We start from the raw sequence: 19,601 nt of genomic DNA on the forward strand, positions 1-19,601 counted from the left end.
ACCGCCATGTTCAAAAAAGTCATCCCTGTTAGTTTAATAGCTATATTAATAGCGTGTACCTGCTATGCTCAAAAAAAGGCTGTCTGGCTTGATTCAGATACGGGTAATGAAATGGATGATCTGTATGCCATCACTTACCTGCTTAAAGATCCGCAGGTAAATGTTGTTGGCCTAAGTTCGGCACATTTCAATAATGCCGATATGCTGGTTGGCGATAAATGGCATTATTACTCCACAAAAAATATCAATACGGTACAACTAAGTCAGGACTTGAATGAACAATTACTACAACTTACTTCCAGAACAGATGTGCCCCATCCTTTGGGTAGCAGGGGAACTATAGGGCATTCATGGGGAGGTAAAAATCCGGTTATTTCTGCTGCCGAAAAAGGAATTATAGCAGCGGTACACCAACTTAAGGATGGCGAAAAACTCGATGTGCTGTGCATCGGGGCAGCATCAAATATCGCCTCGGCTATTCAGCTGGATACTACTATCATCCCTAAAATAAGGGTGTATGTACTGGCCGCGCGTTATTTCAGCGACCGCAAGGTTTGGGATAAAAGCGAGTTTAATGTGCGTAACGATTTGAATGCCTTTGACCTGTTACTTAATTGTAAAGGTTTGGATCTTACCGTTATGCCCATCAACACCGCTATTGCCTTAAGGTTTAATCGCGCCGTTTGCCGTACTAACTTAAAGGACAAGGGTAAATTAGGTGCACTGTTATATAACCGCTGGGATTTTGTAGAGGCTAAAGACACTTGGGTAATGTGGGATCTGGCCCTCGTAATGGCCTACCTTGATCCTTCAAAAGCCGAAAAAATACAAGCAACTGGTCCGCCCGAAAACGAGCAGCGTGAAGTGTCCGTATATAAAAATATTGATGCTAAAGCTATGGAGCAGGATTTCTGGAACCGGATGAACCTTTTTACTGTAAAATAGTATAAATCAATGATGATAAAGAACAGATTTGTAACCGCCATTTTTTTGGCGGCAGGCATTTATGCGTCGTGTAAAAATCCAAAAACTCACCAGGGACGGGCAACTTACAGCAACTGGGGCACTTACGCCGGTTCAAAGGAGGGTAATCGTTATTCATCAGATCAGGAGATCAATCTAAGCAACGTTAGCAAGTTAAAAGTAGCGTGGACTTATAGTACCAATGATAAGGACTCGGCCAACAGAAGCCAGAACCAGTGTAACCCCATCATGGTTGATGGTGTATTGTATGGCACCAGTCCAAAATTGAAATTATTTGCGCTGGATGCAGGCACAGGCGAGCAAAAATGGCTTTTTGATCCGGCAAAGGCTGATACTACCAACAGCGGAGATCCGATGGCTTATTATAAAGTAAGCAGGGGAGTGATCTACTGGCAAAATAAGGATGTCGGACAGAAACGCCTGTTCTACAGTGTAGGCGCTAAAACCTTCGCTATTGATGCCGAAACAGGTACGCCCATAATGTCTTTTGGCAAAAATGGATATTTAGATCTCACTAAAAACCTCGACCGTGATACCAAATCATTTGTAGCAGGCACTACTCCCGGCGTAGTTTACAAAAACCTGCTGATAGTAGGTACCCGCGTAGCCGAATCTGCAGATGCAGCCCCCGGACATATCAGGGCGTATGATGTACTTACAGGGAAATTAAAATGGATCTTCCATACTATTCCGCATCCCGGCGAAAAGGGCTACGAAACATGGCAGGATACCGCTGCATACAAGAAATTTGGCGGTGCCAACAATTGGGCCGGGATGTCATTAGATGAAAAAAGAGGCGTTGTTTATATCCCGACCGGATCCATAGGCGGCGATTTTTACGGTGGTTTCCGTAAGGGGCAAAATCTGTTTGCCAATTCGCTACTGGCACTTGATGCTGCTACGGGTAAGCTAAAATGGCATTTCCAGGTGGTACATCATGATCTGTGGGACCGCGATCTGCCGGCCAATCCAAACCTGGTAACTATTACCCACGATGGCAAAAAGATTGATGCAGTGGCTCAGATTACCAAGCATGGTTATATTTTTATGTTCGACAGGACGAATGGTAAACCCGTATTCCCGATAGTGGAAACACTTGTGCCTACTAAAGCCTTGCCCGGCGAGGCGCCGTGGCCTACACAGCCAATACCTACCTTGCCGCAGCCTTTTGCACGACAGATATTTAACCCCGAGGACGTGACCGACCGCACACCCGAGGTACATAAAGAGATGCTGGATAAATATAATCAGGTTAAAAACCGCATCATGTTTACTCCGCCGGCTAAAGAAGGCGGATGGATCTTTCCTGGTTTTGACGGAGGTGGCGAGTGGGGCGGTGCAGCGGTTGACAATGAAACTAAGATCATGTATATCAGCTGCTCCGAAATGCCCTGGGCGCAGGTAATGATCAATGTGCCAAAGGCAACGAATGATAATTCGCTTAAAGGGATGGGGCAGGTAGTTTACAATAAAAACTGTATAGGCTGTCACGGACCGGAGTTGAAGGGAAACGGTACATCGTACCCGTCGCTGGTAAATATTGGTGCCAAATTTAAGGAAGATCAATTAAGCCAGATCATCGCCAGCGGCCGTAATATGATGCCATCATTTAAACAGCTTGCGTCACAGGATAAAAAAGCGTTGCTGGCTTTCCTACTGAAACTGCCGGACGCGAAAAGCCCCAAAACATTAGCCAAAGAACCAACAACTGACCGTACTGCCAGTACCAAAACCGAAAAGAAAGTGGTTGACGACATTCCCTACACCATGACCGGTTACAACCGGTTTTTGGATAAGGATGGATACCCCGGCATTAAACCGCCATGGGGCACTCTTAATGCCGTTGATCTCACCACCGGTAAGCTGCTTTGGAAAGTGCCCGTAGGTGAATATCCTGAATTGACCAAAAAAGGCATCCCGGTTACCGGAACAGAATTGTATGGTGGTCCGCTTGTTACCAAAGGTGGGTTGGTATTTATAGCTGCAACTAAGGACGAAAAGATCAGGGCGTTTGATAAAAAAACAGGTAAAGTAGTATGGGAAGCTCAACTACCTGCGGCGGGCTACGCCACACCGGCAACTTACGCCATAGATGGTAAGCAATATGTAGTTATAGCTTGTGGTGGAGGCAAAATAGGTAGTAAATCCGGAGATCAGTATGTGTGTTTTGGGTTGGGGGAGTAGTAGATGTTTAAATCCAATGTTTTAACTAATAGCGTGATATAATATCCCAGAGGAGTTTTGCAATTGAGATGGGGGATAGCATTTGCTAACCCCTGTTGCTATTTTGAACTTAATCAAATAACAAAAACATAATGTGCAGTTAAATTCATGTTTATGCTTTCCCGGTAAATTTAGGGAAGTAAAAAACTAATGCCCCGCATACCGTTTCCCCGCAGCAATTTTGATGATCTTCGTAATTGTCCCCTGGATAAATTAGAGGAGGATATATCCCGGATATCTATTCGTTTAAAATTGCAGAATAATCCCGCAACCGATATAGAACGGGGACGTTACCAGGAAGAACTGGATAAGTTGAGTGTATTTAAATATATCAGCCAGTTAAGAAAAGGGAAATTAAGCTATGAGGATTTTAGCCAAAAGGTTGAATTAACATCCTGACCGCCCTCAAAATTTCTCCTCATAGGCAGGTGCTCCTGGTGTTTCCAGCTTAAATTGTTTTACCTGCCCCGGGCCTTCAAATTCAAATCTGATACCAACAACGCGACCTATGTTGTGTTTTTGCTCAACATCCATTATTTGTTTGTTATTGAGATAAATTTTTAGGCGATGATCTTTAACGCTGCATTTAAGGTTTTGAAATTGGGCAAAATCGCAGCCAAAAGCGCTCAGGTCATGATCTTTCCCGCCTATCCAGTTTTCGCCTGTCAAAACACCTATGTCGGCAATGCAGCCCTTGTTTACTATGGGGATTACAATGGCTGCTCCAACTCCTAAAATGGTCAGGTTAGCTTTATTGCAAACGGACTGACCGGCGGTTGAGGTGTTACGTAAAGTACATTCAAGTGTAAAATCCCCGGCCTTAATGCCGGGAAACTCGCGCACGTTTGAGAATTTTACCCAGGTATTATTAAAAACACCGGTGCCGAGTTTTTTCTGCATAATATCTCCGGAAATACCCATGTAACCATGCCCGGTCATTTCGCCGGGCGATAGGTATACAGGCACGGGTAAATGATCAACGATGCCTATCCAGCCTTTAGTTTTGATGAATACGGTAGTCTCTTTTTTAATCTGCTTATCCACTATCAGCTTTGCTAAAAAATAACCGGGATGGTAATAGATGGATGTATATTGTTTACCATTTCCGGGCACCCGCTCGCGCCGTCCCGGATCCCAGGATTGCTGGATATAAACACTATCAGAATGAAAGGCTGACGCATCGTATTGAAATACTACCGAGTTTGGCAAACCATCGGAGGCATACCTGCTGCTGAATTTTACTGTTGATGCATCGACTATTGTTTTCTTTTTTGTGCCGATAAAATATAAGCATAGTAGGGCAATCAGTAAACCGCCAATGAGCCAGGGATATTTATAGCCTTTCTTTAAAGGTTTTATGACTGGTTTGGCCTCCTCTTCCGGGGGTATTGCTACCTGCTCAATTACGCCGTTAACCTGGTGGTGTTGCCTGAAATCGCGCCAGCTGGTATAATCTAGAAAGCAGGCCAGCGCGTTGAGGGTAGCCGAGGTAGGGAAGCTTTCATAACGCACCTTTCCCCATATCCTTTTAAGGGTTGATATGCTTAGTTGTACTCTTGTTTTTTCAAATATCAGCTTGCTCAGTTGTTCAAAATCGTGATTGCTCCAAATACTGCTCTCGCCCCAGTTCAATGTTTGCTCAATCAGCTGGCAGCATAATAAAAGCAATTGTTTTTCTTTTTCCATTGATTTTTTAGGTGATGATGCAGTATCTAAAAATGCAAAAAAGGTTTGAACAAATTTGAACAGAATTGAAAAGCTTATGAAGCTTTATTTTGAGTACAATTTGCAATTTTTGACTAAAGTTAAAATCTAAACTCATGAAGAACAATATTTTGTTTACGCTCTTTTTACTCACCTTTCTTTTTAACAAAGCCGTTTATGCACAGCAAAATGGCACCAATGATCTTAATAGCCTATTAAAGCAGCATAAACTGGTGGTAACTCCCCGTCAAAGTGTAACCGAACTTACCGACGGCACCAAGCAGGGCCTATCCTGTAATGGTATTGTATGGCTTAAGGAGGTCAGCTTTAAAACCGGGACAATTGATGTTGATCTAAGAGGCAAGGATGTTTTCCAGCAAAGTTTTTTGGGAATTGCTTTTCACGGTATTGACACCACTACTTACGATGTCATTTATTTCAGGCCATTTAATTTCCAGTCGCCGGATACATTGAGGCGAAAGCATACTGTTCAATATATGAGTATGCCCGATTATCCCTGGGACAGGCTGAGAAAAGAACACCCCCTGGTATATGAAAATGCGGTAAACCCATTCCCACTTGCAATCGCCTGGTTTCATGCGCGTATTGTAGTAAGGGCTGATGAAATTGTTGTTTATGTAGATCATTCTACCAGCCCCTCCCTTACAGTTAAAAAGCTCAACAACAGGCAGGATGGCCTCATCGGCTTATGGGCAGACGGATTAACAGGCGACTTTGCCAATCTTGTGATTAAATAAAAACCAATACAAACCTCATTAAGATTTATCATCATGAAAAAGCTATTACTGCTATTTATTCTGCTTGTATCCATTAAGGTATCTGCCCAACAAAAATACCAGGTGTATGATCTTTCTGTTATCAAACCCAAAGAGTGGATCATCCCCAAAAATGATACACTTGATTATGAATTTGGCGCGTATCAGGGCCAAAAAGCATTGTTGATAAAAAGGAAGATCGACAACTATAAATCGGGTAGCCTGGCTTATCCTAAAAATCTGAACTTTAAGGATGGTATCATTGAGTTCGACCTCGCATTTGCCGGCAAGGGAAATGGTTATATAGGCCTTGCCTTCAGGATCAAAGATGCCCATCATTACGAAACTGTTTACTTCCGGCCTTTATCATCAGGCACCATCAACGCCATACAATACATGCCCGAAAAGAAAGCCGAATTTAACTGGTGGGATTATGAAGCTACAAAATACCAGGCTAAAGCTGTACTGCCGCACAATGGCTGGTTTCATGTAAAAGTGGTGGTTATGGGCAGTAAAATGGAAGTGTATGTGAACAATGCCGCCAAACCATCAATGGTATATATCCCGCTCGATGCATCCTTAAAAAACGGCTCTGTTGGTTACTGGCATGGTAACTCATCATTAGGGGCCTATAGAAATTTGGTGGTGAAGGCGCTCAAATAGCATATCATATAATGCGTTGTTGGGTGGGTTACCTGGCTCTGGCTGACGAAATATTTTAGTGGCTATTGAAGCAGATCTTGTTTTTAGGTTGATATTAAATTCTGTTTAAAATCTCAACCAAAATGTGCAACTTTAGCACCAGCCAAATCTATACCTAATGAAATTCAAGACCTTGCCAGCGTTGTTGTGTACTTTATGCTTTACCATGCTAAGCTTTTTAAGCTTAGCCCAGGCCAACTTTAAACCCCAAAAGGAGCTTTTAGCTACTATTAAAAAAAACTTTGCTGATGCAGATGCTCAATATAAAGTGCTGGCAAAGCAGATAGGACCGGATGAGTTTCCTAAGACCTATCATCCCGATGTAAACAAGCAGGAAAATAGCAATTCGGGCTGGTGGTGTAGCGGCTTTTATCCGGGCAGTTTGTTGTATTTGTATCAGGAGAATAAAGATCAGCAACTGTTAACTGAAGCTAACCGCATTATGGGGGTACTGGCCAAGGAACAGTTTAATACACATACGCACGATTTGGGTTTTATGATGTATTGCAGCTTTGGCAATGCCAATAAAATTGAGCCGAAACCGGAGTACAAGCAAATATTGGTTAACAGCGCCAAATCTTTATCAACAAGGTTTAATCCTGTGGTGGGATGTATAAAATCATGGGATTCAAAACCGGGCGATTATTTGGTGATTATTGACAATTTGATGAACCTGGAATTGCTGTTTTGGGCTACCCGTGAAACAGGTGATTCCAGCTATTATAAAATAGCGGTTACTCATGCCAACACTACCATGAAAAACCATTATAGGCCCGATTATAGCTCATACCACGTGATTAATTATGATGCCCAAACCGGTGCGGTAAAAGAAAAGAAAACGGCCCAGGGATTTGCCAATGAATCGGCATGGGCCAGGGGGCAGTCATGGGGGCTTTATGGATACACCGTATTGTACCGCGAAACACATGATAAAAAATACCTTGATCAGGCTCAAAATATAGCTCATTTTATTTTAACCAACCCAAACCTGCCTGCCGATAAGATTCCATATTGGGATTATAATGCCACTAACATCCCCAATGCACTTAAAGATGCTTCGGCAGCCGCTGTTATGGCTTCTGCATTGTTGGAACTTTGCACATACAGCGATGCAAAAAACGGGCAGGAGTATTTTAACGTAGCTCAAACAATATTAAAAACACTTTCTGCACCGCCTTACAAAGCTGCTGCTGGTACCAATGGTGGTTTTATTTTGCAACACAGCGTAGGCCATTTCCCTGCAGGAACAGAAATTGATGTACCGCTATCTTATGCCGACTATTATTTTATTGAGGCTATGAAAAGATACCAGGCATTCGATAAAAAAAAATAAATTAGCAGCTAAGCTAAAACTATGGCATTAGGCAAGGGAAGATTAGAGGCTTTTAGCGATGGCGTTATCGCTATTATTATCACCATAATGGTGTTGGAAATGAAGGTGCCGCACGGCGAAAGCATTGAATCGTTAAAGCCGCTCATTCCGGTTTTTATGAGTTATGTTTTGAGCTTTATATATGTTGGTATTTACTGGAATAATCATCACCATATGTTGCAGGCCGTTCGCTCTGTTAACGGGGGCATTTTATGGGCCAACCTGTACTTGCTTTTCTGGTTATCATTGATACCGTTTGTTACAAGCTGGATGGGCGAAAATCATTTTGCCAAATGGCCGGTAGCATGTTACGGATTTGTGCTTATAATGAATAGTTTCGCTTATCTTATTTTGGTGAAAAAGCTTATCCGCCACCATGGTGAGCATTCTGTGATTGCCCAGGCGTTTGGTGAGGATTGGAAAGGGAAAATATCGGTTTGCATTTACGCAATTGCTGTTGGTGTAAGCTTGATAAATACCATTGCCGCCTTTACGCTTTATGTAGTGGTTGCCGGCATCTGGTTTATTCCCGATAGGAGAATTGAGAAGGAACTCAATCATCCGGACGCTGAAAACTAATGCAACAGATAAATTATAATTGCCTCAATTTCAGAAATAATGCCGTTTATAGATGCTCTGTTGTTAAAAAAGTATAAACTATTTTGCAACTTCGTAGTTATAGAAGTGTTTTGCCTAAATTATTTTGCGTTGCAAGTTTAAATTTTAATCGTTATTTGCCACTACTATACATTACCTATGTTGGATATTGCTTATGACCATGAGCCCGAATTGCTTTCCAAAGCAAAGAAGCTTCATCATGAAAACGAATTGCTTCTAAAGGTAGCGGCAGGGGATGAGCATGCCTTTCGCTTATTGTTTACAGCGTATCACCAACAGTTGGGTACTCATATTTATCACATTACCAACTCTACCGAACTGGCTGAAGAAGTTGTACAGGATGTGTTTTTAAAAATATGGATGACCCGCGAAACCCTCGGTAATATTGAAGATTTTAAAGCCTACCTGTTTGTTATATCAAAAAACTACGCGCTTAATTGCCTTAAAAAACTTGCAAAAGAACGGATACAGATAAAAAAGCTGGAACAAAGCAGTATTAACCTGCTAAATGTTGAGCAAGATCCCGGCATGTATTATAATTTATTGGATGAGGCAATTGACCACCTGCCTCCTCAGCAGCAAAAGGTTTATTTATTGAGCAGGCATAACCGCCTCAAATATGCCGAAATTGCCGATCAGCTTAAACTCTCCCGCGAAACGGTAAAGAAATATTTGCAGATAGCTACTACATCTATAACCGATTATGTGCGCACCCACCTGGAGGTTTTTACAGCTATTTTAATAACAATAAAAACTTTTTTATTTTTTTTTAAAAGCTAATACCCCCTTTTTTACCCCTTTTGTTGTCTTGTATGTGAGTTTTACCCCAACTCCATTTGCCAATTTTAAATTATGAACTAACATCTACCTGTATGAGTGCAGTTAATGCGAGGCTTACTTACCTTTTTAATAGTTATTACCATCAAACCGCTACCCAAGAGGAGCAGGATGAACTCATGGAGATCATTCACTCATCTGCAAATGATGCGGAAGTAGCTGCACTTATTCATGAGGCCTGGGATAACCTCGAAATTGATGGACCTCTTTTTGATCGTACAAAAAGCATTGATATCTTAAACAGCATTCTTCAGGGTAAATCTGACCATGATAATATTCATCCAATACGTCCGCCGAATAAAAAACAGCTGTGGCTAAAATTAGGGGTTGCGGCTGCCATGATGGTTTTTGTTGGCTTTGGAGCCTATGTATTATTGAGGCAGGATAAGAATGTAATTGCAAAAAAAAACATAGCCAAAGCAAAACAGGCGCATGATGTTTTACCAGGTGGTAATAAGGCAATTTTGACCTTAGCCAATGGCAAAACCATAACACTTGATAGTGCAAAAAATGGTCTGTTAGTTAACGAGGGCTCCGCGCGTATTCATAAAACCCGGGATGGTCAGTTGGTTTACGAAACCGACAAGAATGGTGATAATTCGGCTGCTCCTATGAACACGGTATCTACGCCAAGAGGCGGCCAGTATCAGTTGGTGCTGGATGATGGAAGTAAGGTATGGTTAAACTCCGCATCGTCATTAAGCTTTCCGGCGGTATTCAAAGGCAAAACAAGGGAGGTTGAAATCACTGGCGAAGCTTATTTTGAGGTTGCCAAAAATGCCAAAATGCCATTTAGGGTGAAGGTGAATAATACAGTGGTGGAGGTTTTAGGAACCCATTTTAATATTATGGCTTACAATGATGAAGCGGTAATGAAAACCACCTTGTTAGAAGGCTCGGTAAAAATAAGCAATAGCCAGAATTTCAGTATGCTAAAGCCCGGTCAGCAGGCTCAGCTTAATCAAAATGGACCTATAAAAGTAATTGATAACCCGGATGCAGATGACGCCATTGCCTGGAAAGAGGGAATCTTTCAGTTCAGGGATGCCGGAATTGAAACAATCATGAGGCAGGCAGCCCGCTGGTACGATGTACAGGTAAGTTTTGCAGGTAAGATGCCGATAAAAGAATTTACAGGAAGAATATCGCGCAATGTAAAAGCATCAGAATTAATGGGCATGCTTAAATACATGGGTATCAATTACAAAATAGAAGATAAACACATTACGGTATTGCCGTAACATAAAGAACCCCAATTACAATCTACCAATAAACAACCAATTGTTCACTTTAAACAACCATATGATGGAAGAAATACAAAAAATAAGTTAATCCAGGGCGGGATCCTATTGGTAAAACGGTTTATCATATATGTGGAAACGTATCATGTATGATATAGAAATTAGCCAAAAAAATACCGGGAAGTATTCGCAGTACTTTCCCGGCTAAAAATCTGGGTCCCCAAAATTACAATCCACGAATTGAACGTAAATGTTTAACCCAAACTCTACAAACTTATGAATTTTAATTCTAAGGCCACGCCTTTGGTATGGCCCCAATTATCCAAAATAATTTTAGCTATGAAGCTAACAGTTATTATCATGGTAGCGGTACTTACCAACGTAAGCGCCAAAACCTATAGCCAGGTAGTTACCTTGCGCCAAAAGAACACCACAGTTGAAAAAGTGCTGAGGGCAATCGAAAAACAAACCGGTTATCATTTTATGTATGATAAGCAGGATGTATCAAAAGCGAGTACTATTAACATTGAAGTAGAAGGTGTTTCTTTGGAGCAAGCTCTTGACCAATGTTTTAAGGATCAGCCTTTAACCTACAAAATTTTCCAGGAAACCATTGTGGTTAAAAAGAAGGATGTTGTTGTAACGGCAGTTGCCGATACAAAGGTATCGGGTACAGTATCTGATGAAAAAGGCCCGCTGCCGGGTGTATCTGTTAAGATCAAGGGATCTGAAATTGGTACCCAGACAGATATCAACGGAAAGTATACCTTAAACGCACCGGCAAATGCAACGTTCGTATTCAGCTTTATTGGGTACACAACGCAGGAAGTGGCCGTTGGCAACAAAACTACCCTAAACGTTATACTGGCAGAATCGCCAAAAACATTAAGCGAGGTAGTAGTAGTTGGTTACGGTACATCTAAACGTGTAGATTTAACCGGTTCTGTTGGTAGTGTTAGTGGCAAGCAATTGCAAGATAGGCCTCAAACCAACCTTGAGCAGGAGCTATCCGGTAAAATTGCCGGTGTAAACGTATCAACCAACTCTGGTGCGCCGGGTGGTGCTACTAAAATACGCATACGCGGCTATAGCTCAATCAACACCAATACCGACCCTTTATATGTGGTTGATGGTGTTGTTTGGACAGAAGGCGGTAACTCTATTAACCCTAACGACATTGAAACGATTGACGTTTTAAAGGATGCATCATCAACAGCCATTTATGGTACACGCGGTGCAAACGGTGTAATATTGGTAACAACCAAAAGAGGTAAAAAAGGCGGAACGGTTAGTTATGATGCTTATGTATCTATAAACCATATGGCTAAAGAATTGCCGGTTTTAAACTCTGCGCAGTTCATGGCTGTTGAAGACCTATCTTACGCCAATATTAAAAAATATGATCCAACAGGATGGGCATCAGGTAAATATGCAGATCAGGATCCGGTTAAATTACGTACAGCTTTAATAGGTAAACTATTTGATTCAAACCTGAAACCGTTATATGATGTAGATTGGCAGAAAGCAACAACCCGCACATCTGTTAGTCAAAACCATAACCTGGCATTTACAGGTGGTTCAGATAATATCAACTACGGCTTGTTCCTGAATTATGCAGATGACGAAGGTATTATTTTAAATAGCTACCTTAAGCGTTATAACGTGCGTTTAACTTTTGATAACCAACTTAAACCATGGTTAAAAGTTGGCGCTACATTAAACTATAACAACCAGGATAAACGTACGGCCGATGATGGTGCAGGTGGTAACAATATCCCACGTATGTTAATTGAAATGGTACCTTTCATTCCAATTAAATATCCCGACGGAACTTATGGCAAGCGTACCGATTATCCTAATTTAGAAGGTGGTGATAACCCGGTAGCACAAGCTAATGAGGTAGAGTCGCTGTATAAAACCAGGGTATTTAGTGGTAATGGTTATGCAAACATTAACATCTTTCCAGGTCTGGATTTTCGTAGTGTACTTGGTGTAACAACATCTGCTAACTACAATCCACATTTTCAAAGTGGTTTAGTTGGTGGGCCGTCTGCAAACCAAACTTACAGCTCTGCATCAATAGATGAGGCCAACAATACTTACTGGCAATGGGATAACTATGCAACGTATAATAAAGTATTTAACAAAGTACATACATTAAACGTTGTTGCAGGTTATGAAAAAACAAGTTTTCAACAAACTGGGGTGTATGCTTCAACCGCTAACCTTGCCGATAATTATTACCAGTATTATAATTTAAGTGCCGGTTCAATACCTGGCATACCAAAGTCAAATTATCTTGCCTATCAGTTTGAATCAATATTTGGCCGTATCAATTATGGGTACGATGACAAATACCTGTTAACTTTAACAGGCAGGAGAGATGGTTCGTCTCGTTTTGGTACAAATGTAAAAAATGGTTTTTTCCCTTCTGCAGCTGTTGCGTGGAGAGCTTCACAGGAAGATTTCCTGAAGGACAACAAAACCATATCTGATTTGAAATTCAGATTAAGCTACGGCTTAACAGGTAACTCCGAAATTGGCTCATACCAGTCACAAGCTCAAATAAATACCGTTAACTATGTATTTAACGGAGCGCAGGCAATCGGAAGCCAGCAATTTACTATCGGTAACGAAGATTTATCATGGGAAAAAACATCTGAATATGATTTAGGAGTTTCATTCGGCCTGTTCAACAACCGTATTACCATTGATGCAGATGCATACCTGAAAAAAACCAAGGCATTGTTGCTTAAAGCCCCACTGCCAGAAACAAGTGGTTTTAACAGCGTATACAAAAACATCGGCAGGTTAGAAAATAAAGGTCTCGAGTTAACTATCAATACGGTTAACGTAAAATCAGAAAACTTTACCTGGAACTCATCTTTCAATATCTCGTTCCTGAAAAACAAAGTGTTGCAATTAGGAGCATCTAATGATGATATCTTCCTTCCGCCAACTTTTCTTTCGCAATTTAACCTGATGCGTGTTGGCTTACCTGCGGGCAGCTTTTACGGCTACAAGGTTTTAGGCACATGGGGAACTGCAGAAGCATCACAAGCATCGGTGTTTAACAAATTGCCAGGCGATTTAAAAATACAGGATACAAATGGCGATGGTAAAATTACATCTGCCGATAAGGTGATTTTAGGTAAATCTTTACCAGACGGTTATGGCACATTTAGCAACACATTCCGTTACAAAGCGGTTGATTTGGGTATCGATCTGCAATTTAACTATGGTAACCAGATCATGAACTTAACCCGTCACTCAGGTCAGGACCGTACAGGTCAGGCCAACAGCTACGCAACTGTATTAAATGCCTGGACACCTACCAATCAGAATACCAGCATCGCAGAAGACAGACCAGCTTATGTTTATTATCAAACTGAGATCTATTCAACGAAAGTAGAGAGTGGTAGTTTTATACGTGGCCGTGCAGTAACTCTTGGATATAACTTCCCTCAATCAATTACATCTAAATTGAAACTGAGCAGGCTAAGGATATATGCGCAAGGGCAAAACCTGTTTGTAATCACAAAATATACCGGATACGATCCTGAAGTTTCTACCTACAACAATAATACCGCGTATACACAAGGTACGCAAAATCAAAATAACACCAGCAACTTCACACAGGGCATCCAGTTTTATGATTATCCAAAACCAAGAACTTTCTTGTTTGGGTTAAATGCAAGTTTCTAATTTAAACGTTAAAACATACTATTATGAAGTTTAATTTAAAAAAATACCGAATTGGTTACTCATTACTGATTCTTACCATATTAATAAGCAGTTGCAAAAAAGACCTTGTTGAAGACAATAAAGGTGGTTTTGTGAAAAGTAATTATTTTACCACTGCATCGCAGGCACAAACCTTTGTTAATGGTATTTACCAAAAGCTGTATATGTTTCAAAACGGCGATGCTTATGGCGAAAGTCCTTTTATAACCATGGAGCTTTTTGCCGGCCACGCCACATCATTAGGCCAAAGCGTTAACAACAACAACGTTATTAATAACCGTACAGATGCGGTTAACCCGGGTTTTGAGGATGTATGGCAAAATAGTTATAACGCTATTTCAAATGCCAATATCGCGCTCGCTAATATTCCTGCAATTACTCCTTTTGCCGATGCAGATAAAAAGAGAATATTGGGCGAAACTTATTTTTTAAGGGCGTTCTTTTATTATCACCTGGTAAGGTTATATGGCGATGTGCCATTAATTACTACCCCGGTTACCATCAACAGTCCTGATCTTTATCCTTCACGTACAGCAACAACGGCCGTATATGATCAAATCATCAGCGATCTTAAAGCTGCTGAGGTATCTGGCTTACCAGAATCAGATAAAACAGGGCGGGTATCTTTAACTGCGGTGCGTACTTTATTGGCCAGTGTTTATTTAACTACAGCGGGCTTCCCGCTTAAAAAGACTGCAAATTATGCTTTAGCTGCTGCAGAAATTTTACCGGTAATAAATAGCACAGTTTACAGTTTATTTGATAAGTATGATTACCTGCATGACAATGCACACAAAAACCAGGGCGAGCTAATTTTTCAATCTAATTACCTGGTTGGTGTAGCTACTAGTTCAATTGCGTCGCTGACATTGCCGTTCAACTTACTTGTTGGCGCATATAACGATCACCTTGGCGCAATGATCCCAACCGATGCTTTCGTTGCGAGTTATGAGGCCGGAGATTTACGCACCAAAGAAAGACAGTTTTATTTTTCAAGCTATCCTTCATATAAAGACGGTACAACTATAACCTTTGGCGAACACGCCCTTTATAAGTATTTTCACGTAGAGAGCGCTCTGGGTAATGGTCAATGTGATGAAAACTGGACATTTTTACGCCTGCCCGAAGCGATGTTGATTTACGCGGAAGCCAGTAACGAAGCGGAAGGCGCGCCTAATACCGTAGCTATTGCACAACTTAACAAAATAAGAGCACGTGCACAGTTGGCCCCAATTGGCGCTTTAACCCAGGATGCCTTCCGTAAAGAGGTTTGGAAAGAACGCTATCATGAGCTGGCTTATGAAAACAAAGCTTATTTTGATATTCAGCGCACACACCAGGTTTATGATGTAATCAACAATACGTTTGGTGACGCAACCTCAACTAAAAACGAGCAGAATGTTACCATGAAAGCCCAGTATTACTTGTGGCCTATTCCGCAGCGCGAAATAAGCACAAACAGTAAGTTAACCCAAAATACCGGCTGGTAATTATATTTAGTGAATAAGATTGTAAAAGACTGGCATTTACGTGCCAGTCTTTTTATATTTACGGCTGGTTAAACGTTTTACCAAAAAGATCATTTTAAAAGCATGAAGAAAGCCCTGGTACTTATTGCCTCCCTTTTTACCGCTGCAAGTTCATTTGCCCAGCAGGTAAATAAAGTGACCGATCCTGTTGAATATATAAACCCTTTAATGGGTACCGACTCGCATTACGATTTATCGAACGGAAATACTTACCCGGCCATTGCCTTACCATGGGGCATGAATTTTTGGACCCCACAAACCGGTGTAATGGGCGATGGATGGGCTTATACTTATGATGCGCATAAAATACGCGGCTTTAAACAAACGCATCAGCCATCACCCTGGATGAATGATTACGGGCAGTTTGCTATTATGCCGGTTACCAAACATCTAAAAGTTTCTCAAAATGGCCGTGCAAGCTGGTTTTCGCACAAAGCCGAGATAGCCAAGCCATATTACTACAGTGTATATCTTGCCGATCATGATGTAACAACCGAAATTACACCCACAGAAAGAGCGGCCCAGTTCAGGTTCACCTATCCTAAAACCGATAGCTCATTTATAGTGATCGATGCATTGAATAAAGGTTCATATGTAAAGATCATCCCCGGAGAGAAAAAGATTGTAGGTTACTCTACCAAATACGCCCGCGGGCCGTTAAAAAACTTCAAAAACTATTTTGTTATTTATGTAGATAAGGCCATAACCCTTGCACAAACCTACAGTGATACTACATTAAGCGATGGTCTTGAATTGAAAGCCGAACATGCAAGCGCATTGATAGGTTTTAAAACCGCCCATGGCGAAAAGGTGCATTTAAGGGTGGCATCATCATTTATTAGTATAGAACAAGCCGAACTAAACTTAAAAAGAGAAGTAGGCAATGATAGTTTTGATGTTACCAAACAAAAAGCAAAAGATGTTTGGAACAAAACGCTTAATCGCTTAACTGTTGAAGGAGGTACTATTGATCAAACGCGTACTTTTTACTCCTGCCTTTACCGAATGGTTTTCTTCCCTAATAAATTATATGAGATAGATGCCGATAATAAAATTGTGCATTACAGTGCATCAACAGGTAAAGTGTTTCCGGGTTACAAATTTGCGGGTACTGGCTTTTGGGATACCTTCAGAGCATTATATCCATTCCTGAACCTGGTTTATCCTTCTATCAATAAAGAGATGCAGGAAGGGTTGATCAATGATTACAAAGAAGGAGGTTGGTTGCCTGAGTGGTCGAGCCCCGGATATTCTGCCGTAATGATTGGTAATAACTCAGCCTCGGTAGTTTCCGAAGCCTATTTAAAAGGCGGTAAAGGGTACGATATTAATAAACTGTATGAGGCACTGGTTCATGGCGCCAATAACAAGGGCCCTGCAGCCACGGGCAGAGAGGGTGTTGAATATTATAACACACTGGGTTATGTACCTTACGATGTAAAGATCAATGAAAATGCAGCCCGTACTTTGGAGTATGCTTATGACGATTTTACCATTTATAAATTGGGCAAAGCCTTAGGCAAGCCGGCTGCCGAAACTGATGTTTACAAAAAACGCAGTATGAACTATCGCAATCTTTTCGACCCATCAACAGGGTTAATGCGCGGTAAAAATAAAGATGGCTCATTTGAAACGCCGTTTAGTCCGTTTAAATGGGGCGATGCCTTTACTGAAGGTAACAGCTGGCATTACAGCTGGAGTGTTTTTCATGACATCCAGGGTTTGATTAACCTGATGGGCGGTAAAAAGCAATTTATAACCAAATTGGATTCTGTTTTTACCCTGCCGCCAATTTTTGACGACAGTTATTACGGAGAAACTATTCATGAGATCCGTGAAATGCAGATTGTGAACATGGGGCAGTACGCACATGGTAACCAGCCAATTCAACATATGATTTACCTGTACAATTACGCCGGTGAACCATGGAAAACGCAGTTGCACGTACGCGATGTAATGAACAAATTGTATAAAGCAACCCCGGATGGTTATTGCGGCGATGAGGATAACGGGCAAACTTCTGCATGGTATGTTTTCTCGGCAATGGGTTTTTACCCGGTTACCCCTGCCAGCGATCAGTATGTAATAGGAGCACCATTATTTAAGAAAATTACACTCAAGCTGGAAAATGGTAAAACTGTAACCATAAATGCGGCAAATAACAACTATGCCAACAGGTACATCAATACCATCAATTTTAATGAAAAGCCTTATGATTTGACCTGGTTAAGCCATAGGGAGTTATTAAAAGGTGCTACTATTAATTTCAACATGGCGCCCCAACCTAATAAAACAAGGGGGATAAAAGACAGTGACGTTCCATATTCGTTATCGAACGAAAAATAGAAGGCCCCCTAACCCCCTAAAGGGGGAACTATGGTGGGTTTAACTTTTAATAAATAAAATAATTAACTATTAATTCCCCCTTTAGGGGGGTAGGGGGCTAATGAACAAACTACTAAAAATAACAATCACATTGGCGGCGTTGCTTAACGTTGCCAATGTTGTTTCTGCGCAAAAAAAGCAAATCTATACCGTGGCCGATGCCCATGCGCATAATGATTATGCCAATAAAAATCCATTTTACGGCGCTTACGATAAAGGTTTCGGATCAATAGAAGCAGACGTGTTTGCTGTTGATGGAAAATCGATGGTGGCACACGCAGAAAAAGATATCAAACCACAGCGTACATTAAAAAATATGTATATCGATCCTTTGGTAAAAAAATTAAAGGCGGATACCGCAAGGCAGTTAAGGCTTCTGATCGACCTAAAAGTGGATTACCACATCCTAATGCCATTGATTATAAAAGAGTTGGAGCCATTAATGGACTATGCTGCAGTTAATGGTTTGCCCGGCAGGTTGCATGTAGTAATAACTGGCGGGGTGCCACCGGCTGTTGAGCTTGCTAATTACCCCTCCTGGTTAACGTTTGATGTTGATCATTTAACTGGTTTTACTACGCAACAATTACAGCGGATTAGCCTGTTGAGTTATAATTTTACCAAATATAGCCAATGGAAGGGCACAGGCAAGATTTCCACCGTTGAAACCGCCAAATTGCTTGGTGTAATTGATAGCGTGCACAATGCCGGCAAAATGATTCGCTTTTGGGAAACGCCCGATAATAAAACGGCATGGCAGGCCCTTATAGGCTTAGGTGTTGATGTGATAGGTACCGATAAAGTGGAGAAACTGGGCAACTTTTTAAATGACAGGAATAAAAAGAAATTAAATTAGTTAATGCCATTCCTCGCGATATACAAACTTGGGCATTTGCCAATTGTATTTGATGGATAGCAAGCGTAATGCAAGGCCAATGGTACAGGCAATAACAATAGCAATACCCGCAGGTGCTCCTAAATATTCTATACCCAAATACAAGGCCCCTGTAATAATTGATGCGCTTGCATAAATTTCCTTGCGGAATAGGAGAGGTACTTCGTTACACAACACATCGCGCAGTACACCGCCGGCACAACCTGTTATCATGCCGCTTAATAAAATGATGGTAGCAGGCAGGTTTATTTGCTGCGCTATCTGGCAACCTATAATGGTAAATACCACCAGACCCAAAGCATCAAGATATAGGAAAAGCGTTTTCATTTTGGTCATGAGCCTGGCTATTACAGCTGCAAGTATAGCAGCGCCTGCGGTTATCAACAGGTATTCGGGGTGCTCCACCCAACTCATGGGGTAATGGTTAAACAAAATATTGCGTACAGTACCACCGCCCAATGCGGTAACCCAGGCAATAATACAAACACCTACCCAATCCATATCCCGTCGCCCGGCAGATAGGGCTGCGGTCATGGCTTCGGCAATAATGGCTATGATGTATAAGATGTGCAGCATAGTGAAGTATTAAGG

Annotated in this window: 15 protein-coding genes; 13 read left to right on the forward strand and 2 right to left on the reverse strand. The window is 41.4% G+C overall.

The genetic code is table 11. The features are described from left to right. The first annotated feature begins 6 nt into the window (after positions 1 to 6). The 3 genes from AC1DYB_RS12210 (at position 7) to AC1DYB_RS12220 (ending at position 3,606) form a co-directional block, all read left to right on the forward strand. On the forward strand, positions 7 to 945 hold the full coding sequence (locus tag AC1DYB_RS12210) for a nucleoside hydrolase (RefSeq protein WP_477435210.1): 939 nt from the start codon (positions 7 to 9) through the stop codon (positions 943 to 945). A gap of 9 nt (positions 946 to 954) precedes the next feature. Continuing rightward, positions 955 to 3,168, forward strand: a complete 2,214-nt coding sequence (locus AC1DYB_RS12215; protein ID WP_477435212.1) for an outer membrane protein assembly factor BamB family protein — start codon at positions 955 to 957, stop codon at positions 3,166 to 3,168. A 189-nt stretch (positions 3,169 to 3,357) separates the two neighbouring features. After that, a complete protein-coding gene (locus AC1DYB_RS12220; protein ID WP_477435214.1) occupies positions 3,358 to 3,606 on the forward strand; it encodes a hypothetical protein in 249 nt (82 codons plus the stop codon). 6 nt (positions 3,607 to 3,612) lie between these two features. Here AC1DYB_RS12220 and AC1DYB_RS12225 read toward each other — a convergent pair whose 3' ends face one another. Then, a complete protein-coding gene (locus AC1DYB_RS12225) occupies positions 3,613 to 4,893 on the reverse strand; it encodes a hypothetical protein (protein ID WP_477435216.1) in 1,281 nt (426 codons plus the stop codon). Positions 4,894 to 5,027: 134 nt separating this feature from the next. Between AC1DYB_RS12225 and AC1DYB_RS12230 the strand changes: the two genes are divergently transcribed. The 10 genes from AC1DYB_RS12230 to AC1DYB_RS12275 all read left to right on the forward strand — a co-directional run bounded on the left by AC1DYB_RS12230 (position 5,028) and on the right by AC1DYB_RS12275 (position 18,971). Continuing rightward, on the forward strand, positions 5,028 to 5,669 hold the full coding sequence (locus AC1DYB_RS12230; protein ID WP_477435218.1) for a hypothetical protein: 642 nt from the start codon (positions 5,028 to 5,030) through the stop codon (positions 5,667 to 5,669). A gap of 33 nt (positions 5,670 to 5,702) precedes the next feature. Then, positions 5,703 to 6,350, forward strand: coding sequence for a LamG domain-containing protein (locus AC1DYB_RS12235; protein WP_477435220.1), 648 nt, complete (start codon positions 5,703 to 5,705; stop codon positions 6,348 to 6,350). A gap of 157 nt (positions 6,351 to 6,507) precedes the next feature. Further along, positions 6,508 to 7,722: a glycoside hydrolase family 88 protein gene (locus AC1DYB_RS12240; protein ID WP_477435222.1), complete on the forward strand. Its 1,215-nt coding sequence runs from the start codon at positions 6,508 to 6,510 to the stop codon at positions 7,720 to 7,722. A gap of 21 nt (positions 7,723 to 7,743) precedes the next feature. Then, entirely contained in the window at positions 7,744 to 8,340 is a 597-nt protein-coding gene (locus AC1DYB_RS12245; protein ID WP_477435224.1) for a TMEM175 family protein, read from the forward strand. A 177-nt stretch (positions 8,341 to 8,517) separates the two neighbouring features. Then, positions 8,518 to 9,159 carry an RNA polymerase sigma factor gene (locus tag AC1DYB_RS12250; RefSeq protein WP_477435226.1) on the forward strand — a complete coding sequence of 214 codons (642 nt, stop codon included), beginning with the start codon at positions 8,518 to 8,520 and terminating at the stop codon, positions 9,157 to 9,159. A 92-nt stretch (positions 9,160 to 9,251) separates the two neighbouring features. Then, entirely contained in the window at positions 9,252 to 10,457 is a 1,206-nt protein-coding gene (locus AC1DYB_RS12255) for a FecR family protein (RefSeq protein ID WP_477435228.1), read from the forward strand. 339 nt (positions 10,458 to 10,796) lie between these two features. Continuing rightward, positions 10,797 to 14,162 (forward strand): TonB-dependent receptor, encoded by a 3,366-nt coding sequence (locus AC1DYB_RS12260; RefSeq protein ID WP_477435230.1) that lies wholly within the window; start codon positions 10,797 to 10,799, stop codon positions 14,160 to 14,162. Between the two features lie 23 nt (positions 14,163 to 14,185). Further along, the gene (locus tag AC1DYB_RS12265; protein ID WP_477435232.1) at positions 14,186 to 15,691 is read left to right on the forward strand and encodes a RagB/SusD family nutrient uptake outer membrane protein; all 1,506 of its coding nucleotides are present in this window, start codon (positions 14,186 to 14,188) and stop codon (positions 15,689 to 15,691) included. 102 nt (positions 15,692 to 15,793) lie between these two features. Continuing rightward, positions 15,794 to 18,076, forward strand: coding sequence for a GH92 family glycosyl hydrolase (locus tag AC1DYB_RS12270; protein ID WP_477435234.1), 2,283 nt, complete (start codon positions 15,794 to 15,796; stop codon positions 18,074 to 18,076). 100 nt (positions 18,077 to 18,176) lie between these two features. Next, on the forward strand, positions 18,177 to 18,971 hold the full coding sequence (locus AC1DYB_RS12275) for a PI-PLC domain-containing protein (RefSeq protein ID WP_477435236.1): 795 nt from the start codon (positions 18,177 to 18,179) through the stop codon (positions 18,969 to 18,971). Here AC1DYB_RS12275 and AC1DYB_RS12280 read toward each other — a convergent pair whose 3' ends face one another. Beyond that, positions 18,972 to 19,586: a trimeric intracellular cation channel family protein gene (locus AC1DYB_RS12280; RefSeq protein WP_477435238.1), complete on the reverse strand. Its 615-nt coding sequence runs from the start codon at positions 19,584 to 19,586 to the stop codon at positions 18,972 to 18,974. It abuts the gene before it with no gap. Positions 19,587 to 19,601 lie beyond the last annotated feature (15 nt).

It is taken from the genome of Mucilaginibacter sp. P2_A4, from assembly GCF_056405015.1.